The organism is Pseudomonas sp. DTU_2021_1001937_2_SI_NGA_ILE_001, from assembly GCF_032463525.1.
In the GTDB taxonomy this organism is placed as follows: Bacteria; Pseudomonadota; Gammaproteobacteria; order Pseudomonadales; family Pseudomonadaceae; genus Aquipseudomonas.
The window spans coordinates 391,241-411,429 of the sequence record NZ_CP135971.1 but is presented as its reverse complement, the minus strand read 5'-3'; the positions used below and the strand labels follow the sequence as shown (position 1 = coordinate 411,429).

Below are 20,189 nucleotides of genomic sequence, written 5' to 3'. Positions count from 1 at the left end.
GTCATTCCTTGTCGAGCTTGCCGACCAGCGACAGGGTGAAATCGGCGCCCATGTACTTGAAATGCGGCCGCACATCGAGGCTCACCCGATACCAGCCCGGCTCTCCCTCTACATCGGTGACTCGCACCTGTGCAGCGCGCAGCGGGCGCCGGCCCCGCACCTCGGCAGCGGGATTTTCCTGGTCGGCGATGTACTGGCGAATCCACTTGTTGAGTTCCAGCTCCAGGTCGGTGCGCTCCTTCCAGGAACCCAGCTGCTCGCGCTGCAGCACCTTCAGATAATGGGCCAGACGATTGATGATCATCATGTAGGGCAATTGCGCGCCCAGTCGGTAGTTGAGCTCGGCCGCCCGACCCTCGGGGCTGTTGCCGAACAGCTTGGGCTTCTGCACCGAGCTGGCGGAAAAGAACGCCGCGTTGTCGCTGCCTTTGCGCATGGTCAGGGAAATGAAGCCCTCTTCGGCCAGTTCGAACTCGCGGCGGTCGGAGACCAGCACCTCGGTGGGAATCTTGGTCTCGATCTCCCCCATGCTCTCGAAATGATGCAGGGGCAGGTCTTCCACGGCCCCGCCGCTCTGCGGGCCGATGATGTTCGGGCACCAGCGGAAACGGGCAAAGCTGTCGGTCAGGCGCGTGGCAAAGGTCCAGGCGGTGTTGCCCCACAGGTAATGCTCGTGGCTGGCTGCCACCGACTCGCGATAGGCAAACGACCTGACCGGATTTTCCTCGGGATCGTAAGGCGTGCGCAGCAGAAAGCGCGGCAGCGTCAGGGCCAGGTAACGGGCATCTTCGGACTGGCGCAGGCTCTGCCATTTGGCGAACTGCGGGCCTTCGAAATGATCACGCAGGTCCTTGAGGTCGGGCAGCCCGGTAAAGCTCTCCAGGCCGAAGAACGCTGGCGAGGCGGCAGCGATGAAGGGCGCATGAGCCATGCAGGCCACGCTGGCGACGTACTGCATGAGTTTGATGTCGGGGGCGCTGGGCGTCAGCTCGTAGTTGGCGATCATCGCCGCGACAGGTTGGCCGCCGAACTGCCCGTACTCGGCGGTGTAGACATGCTTGTAGAGACCCGACTGGACGACCTCCGGAGAGTCCTCGAAGTCGTCGAGCAGGTCATGGCGCGAGACATTGAGGATCTCGATGCGGATGTTCTCGCGAAAGTCGGTGCGGTCGACCAGCAGCTTCAGGCCACGCCAGGCCGACTCCAGGGCCTGGAACTGTGGATGATGGAGTATTTCATCCACCTGCCGGCTGAGGCGTGCATCGATCTCGGCGATCATGCGGTCGGCCAAGGCCTTCTTGACCGGCTCGGCGTCGTTGTGCGGCTTGAGCAGTTCGGCGATAAATGCCGAAACGCCGCGCCGGGCGATGGCCCAGGCTTCGTCAGCCGGGTTGAGGCGGGTCTGCGCGATGATCGTATCAAGCAGGCTGGGCTGGGCGTGCTCGGCTTGAGCTTGGGTCTGGCTTGCAGTCGTCATGGAACGGCTTTCCTTGGCAGTGGCATCATTGGTCGCGGGACGGCGTACTGGCGGGCGCTTCGAGGGCCAGCCCCAACTCGCCTAGCACTCGTGCGCGGGATTGTTCGTCGGCCAGAACGTCCTCGATGGCCTTGCGGAACGCCGGTACATTGCCCAAGGGTCCCTTGAGCGCGACCAGTGCATTGCGCAGCTCCATGAGCTTGCGCAACTGCGGCACCTGCTCGACCAGGCTGGCAGGGCTGAAGTCCTTCATCGAACGGATCTGCAGCTGCACGGCTGTCTCGTCGGCCTGCGACTCATCCTCCAGACGGTTGGGGACGCTGAAGACCAGGCTCAACGCCTGCTTGGCCAGTACCTCGTCAAAGCTGTTCTTGTCGATGGCGATGGGCTTGCGATCTTCGAGCTTGCGCTCGTCGGGGCGTCCGGTGAAATCACCCAGGGCGAGCAGCTTGAGCGGCAGCTCGATCTGTTCCTGGGCACCACCGGTCGCCGGTTTGAAGGTGATATTGATGCGTTCCTTGGGTGCTACCGAGGCATCTTTGGCCATGGGGTTTCTCCTTGGGGGTCACGGCACGGGGGCCTGTTCGAGTACCACGTCGGGGTCGAGGCGGCACAACCTGCGAAAAATCTCTTCCTTGCGTTCGCGCACGGCGTGGCTCTGTGGCAGGCGTTCACAGCAGGCGTGCAGCAGATGCAACACCTGACACGCCAGGGCGGGCTCCCAACCAGGGTCGCCCTGGCCGACCAGCAAGGCATCCAGCCCATCGAGCTGCACGCGCGCCAGCTCGTACTGCCGGGCGGCGAAGCACAGCCGCGCCAGGCTCAACTGCCAGAAGAAGCGCTCGCGCCCGCCCAGAGCCTGCGCCAGCCCCAGCTTGAGTGGCTGCCCGGCAGCCTTGAGGCCTTGCTGCGGCAACGTCTGCACGGCGTCTTCGAGTGCCAGCTCCCAAGCCGGACGTTCGCCAGCCGGCGCTACGGCGGGCGGCTCGGTGCTCGGTTTGTGCAGATGAACCTGAACCCGCTCCTGCAACCAGACCTGGGTCGCGGCGTCGGCAAACGGGGTGCCGTCGTGAAAGCACAACCGGGGCAGTGCCGGCAGGCGTTGCAACAGCAGGGCGAGGTGGAATTCGATGCACTGCATGGCCGGCTCGGCGTTCAGTTGTTGCAGGCATTCCCAGCCGAGGCGCTGCCCGTCGAGCCAGAACGGCGCGCGCACCAGGCTCGCCTCGACGTCGAGCAGCAGGTCGGCGTACTGGCCCGCAGCGAAGCGCATCTGGTAATCCTTGAGCCGGTCAGCCGGCACGCCACGCAAGGCGGTGATGCCTTCAGCGTTGCGCTCGGGCAGCGTGTCCACCGCCAGCCATAGCAAGGCGCGGCTCAAGTGCAGGGCTCGCAGGTCACAGGCTTGGTTGCGCAGCCACCACTTGCACAGCGGTAGCGCCGTATCCTGCAGGCTGCGCAGGCTTGCACTGGCGCTCTTGTCGCTGTCGATGGCTGCCGATGCGCGCCACTGGCTGGCGACCTGACGCACCTGGGCGGTTGCTGCACCGACCAGACCGGGCTTGGGGCGGTTGTCCGTGGCGCGCTGGAGCATTCCGGCCAGGCGGCGGCACAACGGCAGGAACAGCGGCGCGTCAGCCCCCAACCTGGAACTCAGGATTTCATCCAGCGCTTGCAGCAACTCCAGCAGACGCCGGAACAGCTCGATCTGCTCCAGTACCGGCACACGGTCGTCCAGCAGGCTGTCCAGGCGCTTGAGCAACCAGTCACAGGCGGCGATGCGCGTCCGGTTCTTGAGCGGGTGCAGCACAGGCCAATGCCTGGCGCAGAGTTCCTGCAACATGCCCAGGCCAGCCAGCAGCCCGGTGAACGATTCGCGCTGATAAAGCGCCCAGGTCAGCCAGGCCGCGACGCGCAGATCCTTGGAGCGTGTGCGCAACAGCGTCTCGCTGCCCTCCAGTACCTTTTGCCAGTCAGTCGCGACACCGGGGTGCAGGGACTGCCCTTTCGCCAATTCCATTTCAAGTGCTTCGTATTCCATGGAAAAGCGCATGTCCTCACCGACAACGCTGTTTTCATCGACGGCGCGATAGGCAATTTCCAGATACGAAGAGCACAACTTTCCGAGATACGGCATAAGGGTTCCGGCGGCGAGAGAGCACGATAAAACTTGGCGCCGGAGGATATAGCGCTACGAGAAAACGCAAAGCGCTGAACAATAAACGAATATTTAATCCAGTGAAAAAGTATGACGCCAACATCATGAACAACCGAAAGAAAGCAACATAATCAGTAACATATACTTGCATGCAACTTTCCCGTCGGCACTCGTCCACCGCGTCGAACCGGCCACTTCAGCCGCCGACGTCGGCGCCCCCAACGCACACGAACATGATGTTCAGCGGTACATGAAAAGCTAAAGACTCTGCGACAACGGCCGATAACCCGTTGTATTGCATGCATCGCCGCCCGGACTCGCGGGCGCGCTTTCGATCCCGCAGACAAGGAATTCTGCAGTGCCGGCCTCCCTTCTTTCGCTCATTCCTGCCACCGTCGCAGCCCGCTTCAAGGAGCGTCCATGAACGGTGAAATCATGCATTTCCTGCTGCCCTCGTCAGGCAGCGGGCTGGAACTGACCTTCTTCATCCTGATCTTGGGCGGCCTGCTGGCATCGCTGATCAGCGCCGAAATGCTGGGCCGCGAAACGAACTGGGAACGCAACTGGAATGGCACCGTGCAGACCGGCGCCCTAGACCCGCAACACGGTTCGATCAGCGAACTGTCCCATGCCCTGGCCTCGCTGCCGGAACGCATCGTCGGCAACATGCCCGGCCTGCTGCTGATCTTCGGCCTGCTCGGCACCTTCCTCGGCCTGGGCCTGGCCCTGGACAAAGCCTCGATGGTGTTGCAAGGCAGCGGCGACTTCATCGGTGCCATGAGCGATTCGCTGGGGCAACTGACCGGCATGATGAAAGACCTGGGCTCGAAGTTCAAAACCTCGACCTGGGGCATCATGGCCTTCATCGCTCTAAAGCTCTGGGAAGCCTCGCGCTGGTCGGCGGAGAGCCGTCGCAGCGCCTGGTGCGTGCGCCAGATGAAGCTGGACATGGAACTCGAACGGCGCGGTCGACGTGCCTACGACGAGCGCCGCGACCTGCAGGCCCGGGAAAGCCTGGAAGTGCTCGGCGAGCGCCTGGTACAAGGCATGCACCAGCAGTCTTCGCAACTGGCCGAAGACCTGCGCGCCCTCATGGCCCTGCAAGTGCAACTGGCCCGTGACAGCCAGGATCAGACGCAGGACTTCCACAAGAAATCCCTGGCCCAGGCGGCCACCGGTAATCGCCTGCTCGGTCAGCTGGAACAGAGCGCCGCCAGCGCTGCACAGCGACTGGAGGCCATCCAGAGCCGCCAGGCCGATGCCGACCGGCACGCCGCAAGCCGCCACGCCGAAACCCAGCAGCAGCTGGCAGACCTCGCCGCACAGCACCGCGAGAGCAATCAGACGCTGCTCGCTCTGCACCAGCAAGCCGGCAACCACGCCGCCCAGTTCGACGACCTCAAGCGCTTCAATGCCCGGCTGCTGAGCCTGGCCCAGGAACGTGACGACCACCTGCTCGAACAGGTGACCGAGTTCATCAACCAGATCCGTGAAAGCAACCTGTCATTGGCCAGCCTCGACCAGCGCAGCGAGTCGGTGGCGCGACAGCTCGATGGCCTGCTGCAGGGCACCCGCGACATCAACCAGCGCCTCGATGCCCTGAATGCGTCGAGCATTTCCCAGGAAAGCCATCTGGAAAGCACCCTGGAAGGCTTGGCCGGAGTCAATGAATCACTCAACGCTGCGACCGATTCGGCCGTGCAGCTGTTCAGGCAGCTTGGCGCGCCGGCGCCTCGCAAGCCCCAAGAGCAATCAGCCGCGCGCCACTCGGGGTGATGCTCGATGAAGGACAAAGCCAGTGAATGGGTGTCGGTTTCCGACTTGATGGCCGGCGTCATGGCGGTGGTGATGCTCATGCTGGTGGTCTCGGTTCTGCAGAACAAGGCCGCCGAAGCCGCCAGCCAGGTACAACGACAGCTGCAGGAAAGCGCACGCAACCAGGACCTGCGTGACCTGCTCGCAGACATGCAGCGCGACCTGCTGCACAGTGGCGAATCGCGCCTGCTGGACATTGATGTCCAGGGCCGCCGCCTGGTGTTGCCCGACGACGCCTTCGCCCGCGGCAGCGCCTGCATCACCCCGGCCACCCGCAACCTGCTGGGCCGCCTGGCGCTGCGCGTAGCGGAATTCATGCGCACTCACCCACAGGCGCAACTGCTGGTGGAGGGCCATACCGACAGCCTGCCGGTGACCCGACCGGTCACCGACCTGAACCGCTACTGCACGGTCTACGACGACAACTACACCCTCTCCGCCGCCCGCGCCCGCGAGGCCCGCAAACTGCTGATCCAGGCACTCGACGCAGGCCAGGCGTTGCGTGTGGTGGTGGCCGGATACGGCGATTCCAGGCCACGCCCCGGTCTGGCGCCGCAAGACGCGCTGAACCGCCGGGTGGAAATCCAGCTCCAGGCGGCACCTACCAGCACCGGCCTTTGAGACGGGCAGCGCCTCGGCCACCGTCTCCTGCCACCGCACCTGAACCGGGCGAGCAAGGTTGACGCTCCCGTTCATCGGTGTTCATATGCCGCCCAGCTTCAGGTGTCCCATGCCGCCGTGCATGGGGTGAAACGGGAAGCCGGTGCGTCACTCAGGTGATCAGTCCGGCGCTGCCCCCGCAACGGTAGGCGAGCGAAACCTTCGATAGACCACTGTGCCACTGCCCCACGGCAAGCATGGGAAGGTGAAGGTTTCATGATCCTCGCAAGCCCGGAGACCGGCCTGGAACTTCGTTTTGCACTCCCGCGGTGGGCGGGCGCAGGCCGGTACCCGTGCGCCCCTGCGCGCGTGTTTGCCTATGCGTTATTCCCTCCGGGCTCATCTTTCCTTTACGAAGTGGAACAGCATGTCCCGATTTCTCCCTGCCAGCATCGTGCAGCGTTCGCTGCGCTGGAACCTCGTGCCGTTACTGGCCTTTTCTCCCCTCGCCCTGGCCGAAAGCGGCCTGTCGTTGCCGCCGACCACCGTCAGTGAGGTGGGCGAAGTGCCAGCTTCCGGCCTCGACGCCCCGCAACCCAGCGCTTCGCGGCTTGCCCTCAGCGCGCTGCAGACGCCGGCCAGCGTGACCCGCATCGATCACCAAAGCCTGGAAAGCCGCGCCAACCCCAGCGTGCAGGATGCCGTGAGCCGCACACCGGGCATCACCAGCATCGCCGCCCCCGGCAATGGCAACACCGCGCTCTCGGCACGCGGCTTCAGCGGCCATGAGTCGGTAATGACCCTGTTCGACGGCTCGCGGCTGTACACCGGCATGGGCAGCCAGACCTTTCCCGTAGACACCTGGATGGTCGAGCACATCGACGTGCTGCGCGGCCCGGCCTCGGTGCTGTATGGCGAAGGCGCCACCGGGGCGACAGTCAACATCGTGCCGAAGAAGCCCTTCGAAGGTGAGATCCGCAACCGCCTGCGCCTCGGCTACGGGTCGTGGGACCAGCAGCAGGCCGCGCTGGACAGCGGCGGTTCGCTGAATCAGCACCTCAGTTATCGGCTGACCCTCAACCAGCAGCAGAGCAACGGCTGGGTCGACCACGGCAACTCGCGCAACACGGCCTTGAGCGCCGCGCTGCGCTGGCAAGCCACCGACGCGCTGAGTTTCACCCTGGCCCACGAGCGGGGCGACAGCGAACCGGCCAGTTATTTCGGCACCCCGCTGCTCGACGGCCACTACCACGACAGCCTGCGCGACAAGAACTACAACCTGCACAACGCGGTGCAGCGCAACGACGACCAGTGGACGCGACTGAACACCGACTGGCAGATCAACGACAGCTTGAGTGCCAGCAACCAGCTCTATTTCATCACCAGCCGCCGTCACTGGCGCAACGCCGAGATCTACACCTGGAATGGCGCGCGCGAACAACTGCTGCGCAGCGATTACCTGGAAATCAAACACGACCAAGAGCAGCTAGGCGACCGCCAGACCTTCACCTGGCACCACAGCCTGTTCGGTCTGGACAGCCAGACCCTGGTCGGCGCCGAGTACAACCGCATCCGCTTCCGCCTCGACAACAACTCGCCTTACACCGACGTCGGCGGTGACTACATCGACGCCTGGCGGCCTGCCGACGGCTATTTCCAGAGCCAGTCAGCGTTTCGCCCACTGGCCGACACCTTGACCCACAGCGTCGCGCTGTTCGCCGAAAACCGCCTGCAGCTCTCCGAGCGTTGGTCGCTGGTCACTGGCGTGCGCCGCGACCATAACCAGCTGCAACGCGAAGACCTGCGCGACGCCAGCCGCAGCGAGCGGAACCTGAATGGCGGCAACTGGCGCGCCGGGCTGGTGTTCGCGGTCACCGACCAGCTGTCGCTGTATGGCCAGTATTCGACGTCCGAAGATGGCATCAGCAACCTCATCACCCTCAGCCCCAGCCAGCAGCAGCTGGACCTTACCGAAGCGCGGCAGACCGAACTGGGCCTGAAGCAGCGCTTCTGGAACGGCGATGGCGAGTGGACCCTGGCAGCCTTCCATATCGTCAAGAAGAAACTGCTCAGCACCGACCCGCTGACGCGCCTCAGCCAGCAGGTCGGCCAGCAGTCTTCCGACGGCCTTGAGGCCAGCCTGGAGCTGAACCTGGAGCGTGGCTGGCAGGTGTCGGCCAATGCCGCGTTGCTGCGCGCGCGTTTCGATGACTTCGACGACCTGGCCGGCGGCGAGCCGGTGTCGCGGGCCGGCAACCGCCCGATCGACGTGCCGCGGCGCACCGCCAACCTGTGGTTGAACAAGGACCTCGGTCATCAGGTGGATGCCGGTGTCGGCCTGCGCTACGTGGACGCGCGCTACGCCGACGTGGCCAACACCACCCAGGTGCCGGGCTACACCGTGGTCGACGCCAGCCTGGGCTGGCAGGCACGGCCCGACGTGCATCTGGGCATGCAACTGTATAACCTTCTGGACCGCCGCTATGCGGTGACCGGGCAGAACAGCGGCCAGCAATGGCTGATGGGGGCGCCCCGCTCGCTGCTGGTCACCGCCGACTACAGCTTCTGATCGGCTCGACGAGGAGTACCCATGACCCACCTGGCCATCGAACGCCTGAACTGGGGCGATGCGCAGCGCTTTCGCCTGGTCGATATCGACCTGCAGGTCGCCGACGGCGAGTTCGTTGGCCTGATCGGCCCCAACGGCAGCGGCAAGACCAGCCTGTTGCGCTGCGCCTGGCGCTTCAGCCGCCCGGCCGGCGGCCAGGTACGGCTTGCCGGCGAAGACCTGTGGCTGCGCAGCCAGCGCTGGAGCGCACAGCACATTGCGGTGATGCAACAGGAGTTTCCCCAGGACTTCGGCCTGAGCGTTGCCGAGGTGGTGGGCATGGGCCGCGCCCCGCACAAGAAGCTGCTCGAGGGAGACAACGCTGAGGACCGGGCGCTGGTCGAACAGGCCCTGCAGCGCACCGGCATGCACGCACACGGCGCGCGAGCCTTCGCCAGCCTTTCCGGCGGCGAGAAGCAGCGCGTGCTGCTGGCCAGGGCACTGGTGCAGCAGCCGCGCCTGCTGATCCTCGACGAGCCCACCAACCACCTGGACCCGCGCTACCAGCTGGAGCTGTTGCAGTTGCTGCGCCGACTGCGCCTGAGCACCCTGGCCAGCTTCCACGATCTGAACCTGGCAGCCGCGTTCTGCGACCGCCTTTACGTGCTCAAGGACGGCCAGGCGGTGGCCAGCGGCACGCCTGCCCAAGTGCTGACCCCGGCGCTGCTGCACGAGGTGTTCGGCCTGCAAGCGCTGGTCGACACCCACCCTCTTGCCCCCCATCCACGCATTACCTGGATAACCCGACCATGATGCGACTGCTGTTTCTCCTCGGCCTGGCGACCAGCTTCGGCGCCTACGCCAGCGACTACCCGCTGACCGTGCGCAGTTGCGACCGCGACGTGACCTTCCAGCACGCACCGCAACACGCGGTCAGCCAGGACGTGAACATGACCGACATGCTCCTGGCCTTGGGCCTACGCGAGCGCATGGCCGGCTTCAGTGGCATTACCGGTTGGAAGACCCTGCAAGATCCGCTGCGCGAGCAGCTTGCCGGGCTCAAGGAAATCGCCCCGCGCGCCCCTTCGCTGGAAAACCTGGTCGATGCCGGCACCGACCTGTATTTCGCCGGCTGGAACTATGGCATGCGTATCGGCGGCCCGGTCACCCCGCAGACCCTTGCGCCGTTCGGCATTCCCGTCTACGAGTTGAGCGAGTCCTGCTCGTTCGTCATGCCCCGCCCCGCCGCCAGCTTCGACGACCTGTACCACGACCTCGATAACCTGGGGCGGATCTTCTCGGTCGAGAAACGCGCCCAGGCCCTCATCGAGCAGACCCGCCAGCGTGTCGCGGCCGTACGTGAGCGCCTGGAAGGCGACCTCGAGCGCCCACGGGTGTTCATCTACGACAGCGGCGAAGACCGCCCCTTCACCTCCGGGCGCCTGGGCATGCCCCAGGCGCTGATCGAGGCCGCTGGCGGGCGCAACATCATGGACGACGTGCAAGCCAGCTGGACCAGCGTCGGTTGGGAGAGCGTGGTGGAGCGCAACCCCGAGGTGATCATCATCATCGACTACGGCCCTACCTCCTGGGAAGCCAAGCGCGAGTTTCTGGTCAACCACCCGGCGTTGCGTGATGTCGCGGCGGTGCACAACCTGAACATCGAAGTGCTCAGCTACCTGCAGGCCACACCCTCGCTGCACAACGCCGAGGCCCTGGAGACACTGGCCCAGGTGCTGCACCCCGAGCGTTTCGCCGAGGCCTCGCGTTGAGACGCCTGGCCAGTCGCAGCGCCTACCGAGGGCTGGTCATCGGCCTGCTGGCCCTGCTGGCGCTGTCGTGCGTACTGGCGCTGGGGTTCGGTTCGGCCCAGATACCCAGCAGCCAGGTCGGCGACATCCTGTTGAGCAAGCTGGGACTGACCAACGCTGGGGCCTGGCCCTCCAGCCAGGAGGCTATCGTCTGGCAACTGCGTGCGCCACGGGTGTTACTCGGTGCGCTGGTCGGCGCCGGCCTGGCGATGATCGGCGCCGCCCTGCAGGCGGTGACGCGCAACCCGCTGGCCGACCCGCACCTGCTGGGGGTGAGTTCCGGCGCAGCGCTGGGTGCGGTACTGGTGATCATGTACCTGGGCCACTTCGCCGGCACCTTGAGCCTGCCCCTGGCGGCCTTCGCCGGGGCGCTGGGCAGCATGCTGCTGGTCCTCGACCTGGCGCGCCCGCGCCAGCGGCAGGACGAGGCACGCCCCCAAGGCGAGCGGCTGCTGCTGGCCGGAGTCGCGGTATCGTTCGTGCTCATGGCGCTGGTCAACCTGCTTCTATATGTCGGCGACCCGCACGCCGCCAGCTCGGTGATGTTCTGGATGCTCGGCGGCCTGGGCCAGGCCAGCTGGAACCTGCTGCCGCTGCCAGCGCTGGGCGTGCTGGCCGCGCTGCTGGTCTTGCTGGTGCTGGCACGCCCGCTCGATGCCCTGCTGTGCGGCGAGCACACCGCCGCCAGCCTGGGCGTCGACACCCGGCGGCTGCGCTGGCAGGTGTTCGTCTGCTGCTCGCTGCTCACTGGCGTGCTGGTCTCGCTGGCCGGCGCCATCGGTTTCGTCGGCCTGATGCTGCCGCACCTGGCGCGCTGGCTGGTCGGCAGCGAACATCGCCGGTTGATTCCGGTCTGTGCACTGCTGGGCGCGCTGTTCCTGGTCTGGGTGGATGTCGCGGCGCGCAGCCTGATCGCCCCTCAGGACCTGCCGATCGGTATCGCCACCGCCGCCTTGGGCGGGCTGTTCTTCATCGGTATGCTGCGCCGCCGCTGAATGCCCTGGCCGCACAGGCTGCACCTTTGGCACAAACTGGTTCATGATGACGGGCCACGCGAATCGGGCCGCTACAGGTCCGCTCTCTCGCTACCCGGCGCCAGCGGGCGCCGCCAGAGACCAGGAGGACCTGCATGACCCAAGGTACTTACACGCCCCCAACCGTCTGGACCCACGAGGCACCATCCGGCGGACAGTTCGCCAACATCAACCGCCCCGTGGCCGGTCCTACCCACGACAAGGAATTGCCGGTCGGCAAACACCCGCTGCAGCTGTATTCCCTCGGTACGCCCAATGGCGTGAAAGTCACCATCCTGCTCGAAGAGCTGCTCGCCCTCGGCCACCAGGGCGCCGAATACGATGCCTGGCTGATCCGCATCAACCAGGGCGAGCAGTTCTCCAGCGGCTTCGTCGCGGTCAACCCCAACTCGAAGATCCCGGCCCTGCTCGACCGCAGTGTGGCGCCAGCGCAGCGCGTCTTCGAGTCGGGCGCGATCCTGCTGTACCTGGCGGAAAAGTTCGGTGAGTTCCTGCCCGCTGACCCGGCAGGCCGTACCGAGACCCTGAACTGGCTGTTCTGGCAGATGGGCGCGGCGCCCTACCTCGGCGGCGGCTTCGGGCATTTCTATGCCTATGCCCCGGAAAAGCTGGAGTACCCGATCAACCGCTTCACCATGGAAGCCAAGCGCCAGCTCGATGTGCTGGACCGCCGTCTGGCCGAAAGCGCCTATCTGGCCGGCGAGCACTACAGCATCGCGGACATCGCCGTATGGCCGTGGTACGGGCAATTGGTGCGCGGCAACCTGTATTCGGCCGCACAGTTCCTGGCCGTGCATGAATACACCCACGTGCAGCGCTGGGCCGAAGCCATCGCCCAACGCCCGGCCGTGCAACGCGGCCAACGGGTCAACCGCACCTGGGGCGATGAGGCCAGCCAGGTGGCGGAGCGTCACGACGCGAAAGACCTGGACTGATCGGGCTGGCCGCTCTCAACCCCCGGAGAGCGGCCTCATGTTCACAGCAGATACAGTGAATTTCCTGGCGTTTTCGCGAGCAAGCTCGCTCTCACGGCCTAACTGACCCGTATTGCGGCTTATCCGACCCAAAGCGGGTGGAACTTCTCGCTCACTTTCAACGGTTCGTGACCAAAAGGAATAACGCGCGTTTTTTAATGACACCTTTATATAAATAGCCCCGCCATACTGACACCAGCTGTCAAAAACCTTACCAAGGATTCCAAACTTATCACTCCATTTGCAGCCCGCTGATTCATATGAGTTTTTATAGTTTTCTCCATGCCACTGATACTTCCCCACTACCATTCATCCGGCCACACAACAATTCCAGAAACATTCCACACCGGACACTTATCGGATCTAGTGTCCGTTAATTGAAACGGGCATTTGTGAACTGTTGGAACTCATAGCCAATATTGGAGTGCTATCATGACTACAGGAAACAAGAATCCCGGCAACTTCGCCAACGACCGCGAGAAGGCTTCCCAAGCCGGTAAGAAAGGCGGTCAATCCTCGGGCGGCAATATGTCCCAGGACCGGGATAAGGCATCGGAAACCGGCAAGAAAGGCGGACAAGGCAGCCACCGCGGTGGTCGCCAATCCTGAGCCCTTGCCGTTTGAAACCTGCGCAGCCTGGGCCATGATCCGCCCATGAACACCACTGCGCCATGGGCGGGGCCGATCTGGCAGCGGGTGGTCAAGCAGAACCTGCTGTGGAGTGGCTCCGCCCTGTCGGCGTGCAGCGCTAGCACCTTCGCCGCACAGCCTCCTCGCCACGCTGCGGGGTATGCAATTCGTTCGATCCGCGCTCATCGTTCAAGAGGTAGCGAACATGGCGATTCACATTATCCATTTCACCGCCCCCATCAACTCCGCAACCTGCGGGCAACTGATCGACAAAGCCTCCCAGGCCGCCCAGCAGAACGCCGAACGCCTGGTACTGAACATCGCCACGATGGGCGGCGAATGCAGTTATGGCTTCACCCTCTACAACTTTCTGCTGAGCCTGCCGATGCCGGTACACACCCATAACCTGGGCACTGTGGAATCCATGGGCAACGTCATCTTCCTCGCGGGGGAACAGCGCACCGCCTGCCCGCACAGCAAATTCCTGTTTCACCCCTTCCACTGGCACCTCAACGGCGCCGTGGACCATTCACGCATGTCCGAATACGCGATGAGCCTGGACTTCGACATGCACCTGTACTGCCGCATCGTGGCCGAGCGCACCCAGGGCGCGCAGGAACCGCTGGAAACCGAAAAGTACCTGACCGCCGCGCCACGGATTCTCGAACCGGAGCAAGCGCTGCTTTGCGGGGTGATCCACGAGGTGCAGAGCCCTTTGCAAAAAGGCGAGTACGTCACTCACTGCGTGCACAGCTGAACGGCAGCGTGCCAGCGGGCGTCACATTGCAGCCTCACCGGGCAGCGGCGGTGTGAGGGCGACGAAACGACTGGTGTTGCGCCCGCCATCCTTGGCCTGGTAAAGCGCCCGGTCGGCTTGTGCGAGCAGCGCCACCACAATGGTTTCGGGGGGCACTGGCGGTGTCGAGCGGGCTGGGCAGTTGACCCCGGCTTCCAGGCTGGCCGCGCCCACCGATACCGTCACCCGTCCATACTCACTGGCTTCGTGCACGCGCTCCAGCCCCTGGACGGTCTCGACCACCTCCTGCGCCATCTGGCGGGCGCCTTCGGCCCCCGTATCCGGAAGCAGGATGACGAACTCCTCGCCACCATAGCGTGCCACCAGGTCAGTAGAACGATGCACACAGCCCTTGAGTGCATGAGCCACGGCAATCAGGCACTCGTCGCCCTGTAAATGACCGTAGCGGTCGTTGTAGCGCTTGAAATAGTCGATATCCAGCAGCAACAGCGAGAAGGCGCCCTGGTTGCGCCTGGCCCGCGACCATTCGCGCCCGATGGCCTCGTCCAGCAGGCGGCGGTTGGCCAGGCCGGTCAGGCCGTCGGTCTGTGCCAGGCGGTTGAGACGATCCATGGCCATTTTGAGGCGCAGATGGGTCTTGACCCGGGCAGTGACGATCGCCGGCTGCACCGGCTTGCCAATGAAATCCACCGCCCCCAGCGCCAGGCCCTGCTCCTCGACGCGGGTCTGGGTATGGCTGGTGATGAAGATCACCGGCACATCCTGCAGCAGCGGGTCGCTCTTGACGGTTCGGCACACCTCGAAGCCGCTCATACCCGGCATTTCGGCATCGAGCAGGATCAGGTCGGGACGCTGCTCCTGGATCATGCGCAATGCCTGTTCGCCGCCGGTGGCGAAGCGAATCTGCCCCAGGCCCTGCAACACTTTGCTCAGCACCCGGATAGCGGAAATGTCGTCATCGACGATCAGCAGGCTGGGGGTCGGTTCCATTACGTCTGTTTCTCCATTCCCTGTTTGCCCTTCAAAGATCGGCACGTTCGAGCAGATTCAGGGCACGCTCGAACTCGAGGCCCTCGACGGCCTGCCAGAGCTGTTCGACCAGCGGTCGACCGGCTGAAGCCTGCAACGCCGGTGCGGCCAGGGCGAACAGGTCCAGGGCGGCGAGGTCACGCTGGCCAAGCGACTCGCGCAGGCGGGCCAGTGCTTCGCGGGCCGTCTCCGGGTCCGCCTCGGCTTGCGGCGCCGGCAGGCTGGAAACCTGCAGCGCGGCAGTCTGTTCACGCAGCTCATGATAAGCCTCGGTCAATCCGTGCAGGCTGGGCGCGGCATCGGCAGACTCTCGCAGGGCCGTCTCGGCCTGCGCCGCCAGGCGCCCCAGTTCCCGGGCACCCAGCAGGTTCGCCACACCCCGCAGCTTGTGTAGCTCGGCCGCCACCACCATGGGCTCACCGATGGCGCGCTGCTGGATGGTCGATACGTCACCGAAGCCGGCGAACTCGGCGAAGAAGCGTTTCAAGGACGACAGGAACAGCTCCACATCGTGCCCCAGGCGGGTGGCCACTTCCTGACTGTCGATGCCGTCGATCTGCGGCCAGTCACCGCCCTGCGCAGACGACTGCGGAACCTGACTGACCTGCAGCGGTACACCGCGCACGCGCTCCACCGCCTGGCGGATGGCGCGGATCAGTGCCGCCGGATCCAGAGGCTTGGTGAGGAAATCATCCATCCCGGCCTGCTCGGCCTGGCGTCGCTCTTCGGCCAGTGCCCCGGCGGTCAAGGCCAGTACCGGCAGGCGGGTCAGGCCCAGGTCGCCGCGCAAGCGCCGAGTGGCTTCGTAGCCGTCCATCTCCGGCATCTGCACATCCATCAGCACCGCATCGAAGAACTCCGGCGCCTGGCGCAAACGCTCCAGGGCCTGCAACCCGTTGGTGCAGGTATGCACCTTGGCGCCCTGCTGCTCGAGCAGCAGGCTGGCCACTTCCAGGTTGATCTCGCTGTCGTCGACCAGCAGCAGCTCCAGGCCGCTGAGCCAACGGGTCACGCTGGTGTCCAGGCGGGTCGCCTGGATGACCCGCGCGGTACTGCCCTGGCACCGGGCGATGCAAGCATTGACGGCGTTGAACAGCGCCGAACTGTCCAGTGGCTTGAGCAACAGCCAGTCGACCGGCAGATCGGCGACGGCCTGCTCTGTACCGACGCGGGTTACCAGGATGACCGGCAGGCCGGCGATTTCACGAACCCGTTGCAGCTCACCAGGCTGCACCTGCTGCCAGTCGAGCAACAGGACGTCCGGCAGCGGGCCGCTGCGTTGCCGACGCTCGTCGAGCAAGGGTTGCAGTGCTTCTTCACCGGGCGGGCTGCAGACCCGCCAGCCCAGGCCACGGCACAGGCGTTGCAAGGCCTGGGAGGATTGCACGTTGTCGCTGAGCACCAGCACTTCCAGGTTGCTGCCCGGCACAGCCGGTTCCACGTCACTCTGGCCGATGCGAAACGGCAAGCGCACCCAGAACTCGCTGCCCATGCCCAATTCGCTGCGCACACCCACTTCGCCGCCCATCTGCTCGGCCAGCCCACGCACCACCGACAGGCCCAGGCCGGTGCCGCCGAAGCGGCGTGTTGTGGAAGCGTCGGCCTGGGTGAACGGCGAAAACAGCTGACCCAGCACATCGGCGGCGATACCACAGCCGGTGTCCTGCACGCTGAAACGCAGCCAGCAGTGCTCGGCATCACCGCTCTCGCGGCTGGCGCTCACCTCGACGCCGCCCTGGGTGGTGAACTTGAGGGCATTGCCCACCAGGTTCATGAGGATCTGGTTGACCCGCAAGGCATCGCCAATCAGCAGGTTCGGCAGTTGCCCCGCGCCCTTGACGGAAAAACGCAGGCCCTTTTCCTGGGCCTGGGAGGTAAACAGCTCGTTAAGCTCGCCGAGCAGTTGCCGGGGGCTGAAGGGGTTGCTTTCCAGGCGCATCTCGCCCGCTTCGATCTTGGCGATGTCGAGGATGTCGTTGATGATGCCCAGCAGCGTGCGTCCGGCGATCTGCAGCTTGGTCAGCAGCTGCCGCTGCTGCTCGTTCAAGGGGGTGTTCTGCAACAGGTGGGCGATGCCTATCACCGCGTTCATCGGGGTGCGGATCTCATGGCTCATGTTGGCCAGGAACAGGCTCTTGGCGGCGTTGGCGGCTTCGGCGATGGACTTGGCATCATTGAGTTCGGCGCTATGGCGCAGGCGCTCGGTGATGTCCTGGGCAATGGCCAGATGGCCAATGATCTCGCCCGCTTCGGTACGGATCGGAGTGATCACCATCGACACCTGGACGTGCGAGCCGTCCTTGCGCACGTAGGTCCACTGGCGGGTTTCCGCGCCTTCCAGCTGGGCCTTGAAGGTGAATACGTCGACGCCCTCGATGAGGATGCCGTATTCGCGGCTCAGTTCCAGCGAACGAGCATCCATCTCGGCACGCAGGTGGAACCCTACGGCGGTTTTCTGCCCGACGATCTCCTGGTTCGAATAGCCAAGCAGCAATTCCGCGCCGCGGTTGAACACCACGACGCGCCCCTCGGTATCGGTGGCGATGATGGAGACTTCCGAAGACGCATCGAGTACCGCCTGCAGCAAACCGGCCACCCGTGTCAGTTCGGCGGTGCGTTCGTTGACCTGTTGTTCCAGTTCGGCATTGAACTCCATCAGGTAGCGCTCGACGCGCTTGCGGTCGGTGATGTCGTGCATCATTTTTGCCGCGCCAAGAATGCTGCCGTCCGCCTCGCGGATCAGGCTGCAGGTGATGGTCACGTCGATCAACCGGCCTTCCTTGTGCAAGCGCTGGGTTTCCAGGGTCGAGCCGCGCTCGCCACGCGCCACGCGTTCGAGCAGCTGTTCATCCTCGTGCACCCGTGACAATGGCACCAGCAAGGGCGCCAACGGGCGACCCAGCACCTCGTCCTCGGTGTAACCGAACATCTGCTCGGCGGCGCGGTTCCAGGTGATGATCCGCCCATCCAGGGCTTCACCGATGATTGCATCGCTGGAGTTCTCGACGATGGTGGCCAGACGTGCCTGACCGGCGATCACCTCGTGCTTGCGCAGGCGTGACAGCATCAGGTTGCCGACCATTGCGGTCAGCAGCAGCGTGGCCAGCATGCCAATGAAAAACACCCGGGCCGGGGGTACCAGGTCCAGGGCGGCGATGAACATGGGATGGGCCCCGACCTCCATGCGCCATACCCGGCCATAGATCTCGCGTTCGAAAGCGTACACCTGGACGACTTCCGGCTCCGGTTCATCGTCATGGGTCTGATAGATCAGTTGCCGACCATCGCTGACGTCGTACAGGGTCAGGTGCAGGCGATGATTGGCGGGATCGAGGCTGGCCATGACCTCGCTCATGGCCAGCGGCGCGTAGGTCCAGCCGATGGCGGACGCCTCGCGCTGTGCAACGTCGGGCGGCGTTTCCGGCGTGCTGTAAACCGGCAACAGGAACAGGAACGCCCGCAGACGCTCTTCATTGCTCTGTTGCAGGGTGATCGGCGCCGAAAGTGTTGCCTGGCCGCTGCGCATGGCCTGGATGGCAGCATCGCGACGACGCGGCTCAGAGGCGATATCCAGACCCAGAGCCTGGATGTTGCGTACGGAAGGGTCGATGAACTGGATGATGTAGCGGTCACCCTGATGGGCACTGAAACGGCTGAGGGCAAAATCCGGCCGACCATCGGCGCGTACGGCGCGCAGGAAGTCTCCCTCCTTGTTCTGTGGCACACGACGGATGAAACCGAAGCCACTGGCCCCCGGATACTCTTTCTCGATGTTGCGGCCCTGGCTGTAGCGGCTCATCTGGCTGCCGCTTATGTCCTCCGGGTTCATCATGTGGATCGCGCCGCGCAACCCGCGCAAGCGGTATTCATAGACCCTCAGGCGGGTCTGCAGATCGTCGGCGATGCCCTGCCCGGCATCCTTGAGCGCCATCATCACATAACGCTCGATGGCCTTGGCCTGCTCATGGCTGGCGAACCAGCTAAGCGCCAGCCCCGCCAGCAGGACCAGCGACGTCCAGCCACACAGCCACTTGAGCGAATTGGTCTTCATCCACTGCATGCTCCCTTGCCTGCATGGCCCTTCATGGCCACTGTCCGCGCTGCCGGGTCAAGTCCCTGTCGCCCGCCTGTCGGGCCTGATACGCGAACAGGATTGGGGCTATATGGCGCTGATCACGTGTTTGATCTCTAGCGTAGATTGTCTTACCCGGCGCGCCAGTACACACACCTCCATCACCGGCAAAACAATATCAAAGTGCCTTGCCTGGGTAAGCCCTGTTCGTCAGCCGATCAGAAACCACGCCAGGTAGAAACCCACCCCACCTAATACAGTGGCGAACAGACTACGGCTGACCAGGGCCAACGCCGTCGCGACCAGACTCGCCAGCAGCGCCGGCAGCAGGCCACCCGGCTTGTCGGCATGCCCAGCCAGTTCAAGGACCACGATGGCGACCATGATCGCGCAGGGCACGAAGCCCAGCCAGTCGAGGGCGAAGCGCGGCAGCGACACGCCGGCCAGGAACACAATGGGCAAGGCGCGCACGGCGATGGTCAGTGCCGCACAGGCAATCACTGTCAGCAAAAAGGGGTCAGCGATCATGCCCTGCCCTCCGCAGGAAACACACGCAGCAACGCGGCGCAGACGGTCGCAGCCACTGCGGTGGCCAGCAGCAGCGAGAGGTTGACGTCAATGAAGCCCAGACTGGCCAGGATCACCGCAGCGGAAATCAGCATCGCCACGATCTCCAGCTTGCGGTGCCGGCTGGCCGACCAGGTCAGCACGATCAGGCCGATGAACATCGCCGTCAGGCTGAACCCCAAACGGTGCGCAAAGACTTCGGGGATCGAACGGGCGAAAACGGCGCCCAGCACGTTGGCGACGATCCAGTTGAGGTAGGCCGCGCCGTTGAGGCCGAACATCCACCAGAACGGAATCTTCTCCTGGCGGGCCGCCTGCTGGGCTGCCACGCCGAAGGTTTCATCGGTGAGCAGCATGCCGCTGACGAACTTCTGCCAACGGCTCAGGCCGTTGAAATAGCGCGCCAGGTAAGAACTCATCAGCAGGTAGCGGATATTGACCAGCAGCACCGCCAGGACAATGGCCAGGCTGCCCGCACCGCCGATCCACATGGAATAGAAGAGAAACTGTGCCGAGCCGGCATAGAGCAGCATCGCCAGCAGGGTCACCTCGCCTGGGCTGAAGCCGGAGATGGCACCAATGGCGCCAGCGGCAAAGCCGATGCTCCAATAGCCGAGAATGGTAGGGCCGCAGGCAATCGCCCCGTCGATGAAGGCCGAACGCCTGATGGCGGCGGTATGGGTGGCTGTCATGGTCCGATCCCTGTTGTCATGAGGC

16 protein-coding genes and 1 riboswitch are annotated in these 20,189 nt (G+C 64.5%); of the genes, 9 read left to right on the top strand and 7 right to left on the bottom strand.

Annotation, left to right across the window (positions count from 1 at the left end):
- Position 1: 1 nt before the first annotated feature.
- The 3 genes from tssC to tssA are packed head-to-tail and all read right to left on the bottom strand — an operon-like array spanning position 2 to position 3,614.
- Complete coding sequence (gene tssC, locus RRX38_RS01745; protein ID WP_295473410.1) at positions 2-1,477, bottom strand: type VI secretion system contractile sheath large subunit; 1,476 nt, start codon at positions 1,475-1,477, stop codon at positions 2-4.
- Positions 1,478-1,502: 25 nt separating this feature from the next.
- The gene (gene tssB, locus RRX38_RS01740) at positions 1,503-2,024 is read right to left on the bottom strand and encodes a type VI secretion system contractile sheath small subunit (RefSeq protein WP_315961237.1); all 522 of its coding nucleotides are present in this window, start codon (positions 2,022-2,024) and stop codon (positions 1,503-1,505) included.
- Between the two features lie 18 nt (positions 2,025-2,042).
- Entirely contained in the window at positions 2,043-3,614 is a 1,572-nt protein-coding gene (gene tssA, locus RRX38_RS01735) for a type VI secretion system protein TssA (protein WP_315961236.1), read from the bottom strand.
- A gap of 441 nt (positions 3,615-4,055) precedes the next feature.
- Between tssA and RRX38_RS01730 the strand changes: the two genes are divergently transcribed.
- The 9 genes from RRX38_RS01730 to RRX38_RS01690 all read left to right on the top strand — a co-directional run bounded on the left by RRX38_RS01730 (position 4,056) and on the right by RRX38_RS01690 (position 13,804).
- Complete coding sequence (locus tag RRX38_RS01730) at positions 4,056-5,411, top strand: hypothetical protein (protein ID WP_315961235.1); 1,356 nt, start codon at positions 4,056-4,058, stop codon at positions 5,409-5,411.
- A gap of 6 nt (positions 5,412-5,417) precedes the next feature.
- Positions 5,418-6,071: a flagellar motor protein MotB gene (locus RRX38_RS01725; RefSeq protein WP_315961234.1), complete on the top strand. Its 654-nt coding sequence runs from the start codon at positions 5,418-5,420 to the stop codon at positions 6,069-6,071.
- Positions 6,072-6,154: 83 nt separating this feature from the next.
- A riboswitch (cobalamin riboswitch) is annotated at positions 6,155-6,372 on the top strand.
- A 105-nt stretch (positions 6,373-6,477) separates the two neighbouring features.
- Positions 6,478-8,619: a TonB-dependent receptor gene (locus tag RRX38_RS01720; protein ID WP_315961233.1), complete on the top strand. Its 2,142-nt coding sequence runs from the start codon at positions 6,478-6,480 to the stop codon at positions 8,617-8,619.
- Between the two features lie 21 nt (positions 8,620-8,640).
- The gene (locus RRX38_RS01715; protein ID WP_315961232.1) at positions 8,641-9,411 is read left to right on the top strand and encodes an ABC transporter ATP-binding protein; all 771 of its coding nucleotides are present in this window, start codon (positions 8,641-8,643) and stop codon (positions 9,409-9,411) included.
- Complete coding sequence (locus RRX38_RS01710; RefSeq protein WP_315961231.1) at positions 9,408-10,370, top strand: ABC transporter substrate-binding protein; 963 nt, start codon at positions 9,408-9,410, stop codon at positions 10,368-10,370. Before RRX38_RS01715 ends, RRX38_RS01710 begins: the two co-directional genes overlap by 4 nt.
- Positions 10,367-11,404: a FecCD family ABC transporter permease gene (locus RRX38_RS01705; protein ID WP_410524858.1), complete on the top strand. Its 1,038-nt coding sequence runs from the start codon at positions 10,367-10,369 to the stop codon at positions 11,402-11,404. The genes RRX38_RS01710 and RRX38_RS01705 overlap by 4 nt, the downstream gene beginning before the upstream one ends.
- A 134-nt stretch (positions 11,405-11,538) precedes the next feature.
- The gene (gene yghU, locus RRX38_RS01700) at positions 11,539-12,378 is read left to right on the top strand and encodes a glutathione-dependent disulfide-bond oxidoreductase (protein WP_315961230.1); all 840 of its coding nucleotides are present in this window, start codon (positions 11,539-11,541) and stop codon (positions 12,376-12,378) included.
- 471 nt (positions 12,379-12,849) lie between these two features.
- Complete coding sequence (locus RRX38_RS01695) at positions 12,850-13,026, top strand: general stress protein (protein WP_315961229.1); 177 nt, start codon at positions 12,850-12,852, stop codon at positions 13,024-13,026.
- Positions 13,027-13,252: 226 nt separating this feature from the next.
- Complete coding sequence (locus RRX38_RS01690) at positions 13,253-13,804, top strand: ATP-dependent Clp protease proteolytic subunit (RefSeq protein WP_315961228.1); 552 nt, start codon at positions 13,253-13,255, stop codon at positions 13,802-13,804.
- A gap of 21 nt (positions 13,805-13,825) precedes the next feature.
- On the opposite strand, the gene RRX38_RS01685 is transcribed toward RRX38_RS01690, so the two are convergent.
- The 4 genes from RRX38_RS01685 to RRX38_RS01670 all read right to left on the bottom strand — a co-directional run bounded on the left by RRX38_RS01685 (position 13,826) and on the right by RRX38_RS01670 (position 20,164).
- Positions 13,826-14,794 carry a diguanylate cyclase domain-containing protein gene (locus RRX38_RS01685; protein ID WP_315961227.1) on the bottom strand — a complete coding sequence of 323 codons (969 nt, stop codon included), beginning with the start codon at positions 14,792-14,794 and terminating at the stop codon, positions 13,826-13,828.
- Between the two features lie 31 nt (positions 14,795-14,825).
- Positions 14,826-18,884 carry a CHASE domain-containing protein gene (locus tag RRX38_RS01680; RefSeq protein ID WP_315961226.1) on the bottom strand — a complete coding sequence of 1,353 codons (4,059 nt, stop codon included), beginning with the start codon at positions 18,882-18,884 and terminating at the stop codon, positions 14,826-14,828.
- 231 nt (positions 18,885-19,115) lie between these two features.
- The gene (locus RRX38_RS01675; protein WP_315961225.1) at positions 19,116-19,433 is read right to left on the bottom strand and encodes an AzlD domain-containing protein; all 318 of its coding nucleotides are present in this window, start codon (positions 19,431-19,433) and stop codon (positions 19,116-19,118) included.
- Positions 19,430-20,164, bottom strand: a complete 735-nt coding sequence (locus tag RRX38_RS01670) for an AzlC family ABC transporter permease (protein ID WP_315961224.1) — start codon at positions 20,162-20,164, stop codon at positions 19,430-19,432. The genes RRX38_RS01675 and RRX38_RS01670 overlap by 4 nt, the downstream gene beginning before the upstream one ends.
- Positions 20,165-20,189 lie beyond the last annotated feature (25 nt).

Coding starts and splice junctions, on each gene's coding strand:
- RRX38_RS01715 (WP_315961232.1), top strand. CDS start 8,641: ATGACCCACCTGGCCATCGAACGCCTGAACTGGGGCGATGCGCAGCGC.
- RRX38_RS01710 (WP_315961231.1), top strand. CDS start 9,408: ATGATGCGACTGCTGTTTCTCCTCGGCCTGGCGACCAGCTTCGGCGCC.
- tssB (WP_315961237.1), bottom strand. CDS start 2,024: ATGGCCAAAGATGCCTCGGTAGCACCCAAGGAACGCATCAATATCACC.
- RRX38_RS01730 (WP_315961235.1), top strand. CDS start 4,056: ATGAACGGTGAAATCATGCATTTCCTGCTGCCCTCGTCAGGCAGCGGG.
- RRX38_RS01725 (WP_315961234.1), top strand. CDS start 5,418: ATGAAGGACAAAGCCAGTGAATGGGTGTCGGTTTCCGACTTGATGGCC.
- tssC (WP_295473410.1), bottom strand. CDS start 1,477: ATGACGACTGCAAGCCAGACCCAAGCTCAAGCCGAGCACGCCCAGCCC.
- RRX38_RS01670 (WP_315961224.1), bottom strand. CDS start 20,164: ATGACAGCCACCCATACCGCCGCCATCAGGCGTTCGGCCTTCATCGAC.
- yghU (WP_315961230.1), top strand. CDS start 11,539: ATGACCCAAGGTACTTACACGCCCCCAACCGTCTGGACCCACGAGGCA.
- RRX38_RS01685 (WP_315961227.1), bottom strand. CDS start 14,794: ATGGAACCGACCCCCAGCCTGCTGATCGTCGATGACGACATTTCCGCT.
- RRX38_RS01690 (WP_315961228.1), top strand. CDS start 13,253: ATGGCGATTCACATTATCCATTTCACCGCCCCCATCAACTCCGCAACC.
- RRX38_RS01720 (WP_315961233.1), top strand. CDS start 6,478: ATGTCCCGATTTCTCCCTGCCAGCATCGTGCAGCGTTCGCTGCGCTGG.
- RRX38_RS01695 (WP_315961229.1), top strand. CDS start 12,850: ATGACTACAGGAAACAAGAATCCCGGCAACTTCGCCAACGACCGCGAG.
- RRX38_RS01680 (WP_315961226.1), bottom strand. CDS start 18,884: ATGAAGACCAATTCGCTCAAGTGGCTGTGTGGCTGGACGTCGCTGGTC.
- RRX38_RS01675 (WP_315961225.1), bottom strand. CDS start 19,433: ATGATCGCTGACCCCTTTTTGCTGACAGTGATTGCCTGTGCGGCACTG.
- tssA (WP_315961236.1), bottom strand. CDS start 3,614: ATGCCGTATCTCGGAAAGTTGTGCTCTTCGTATCTGGAAATTGCCTAT.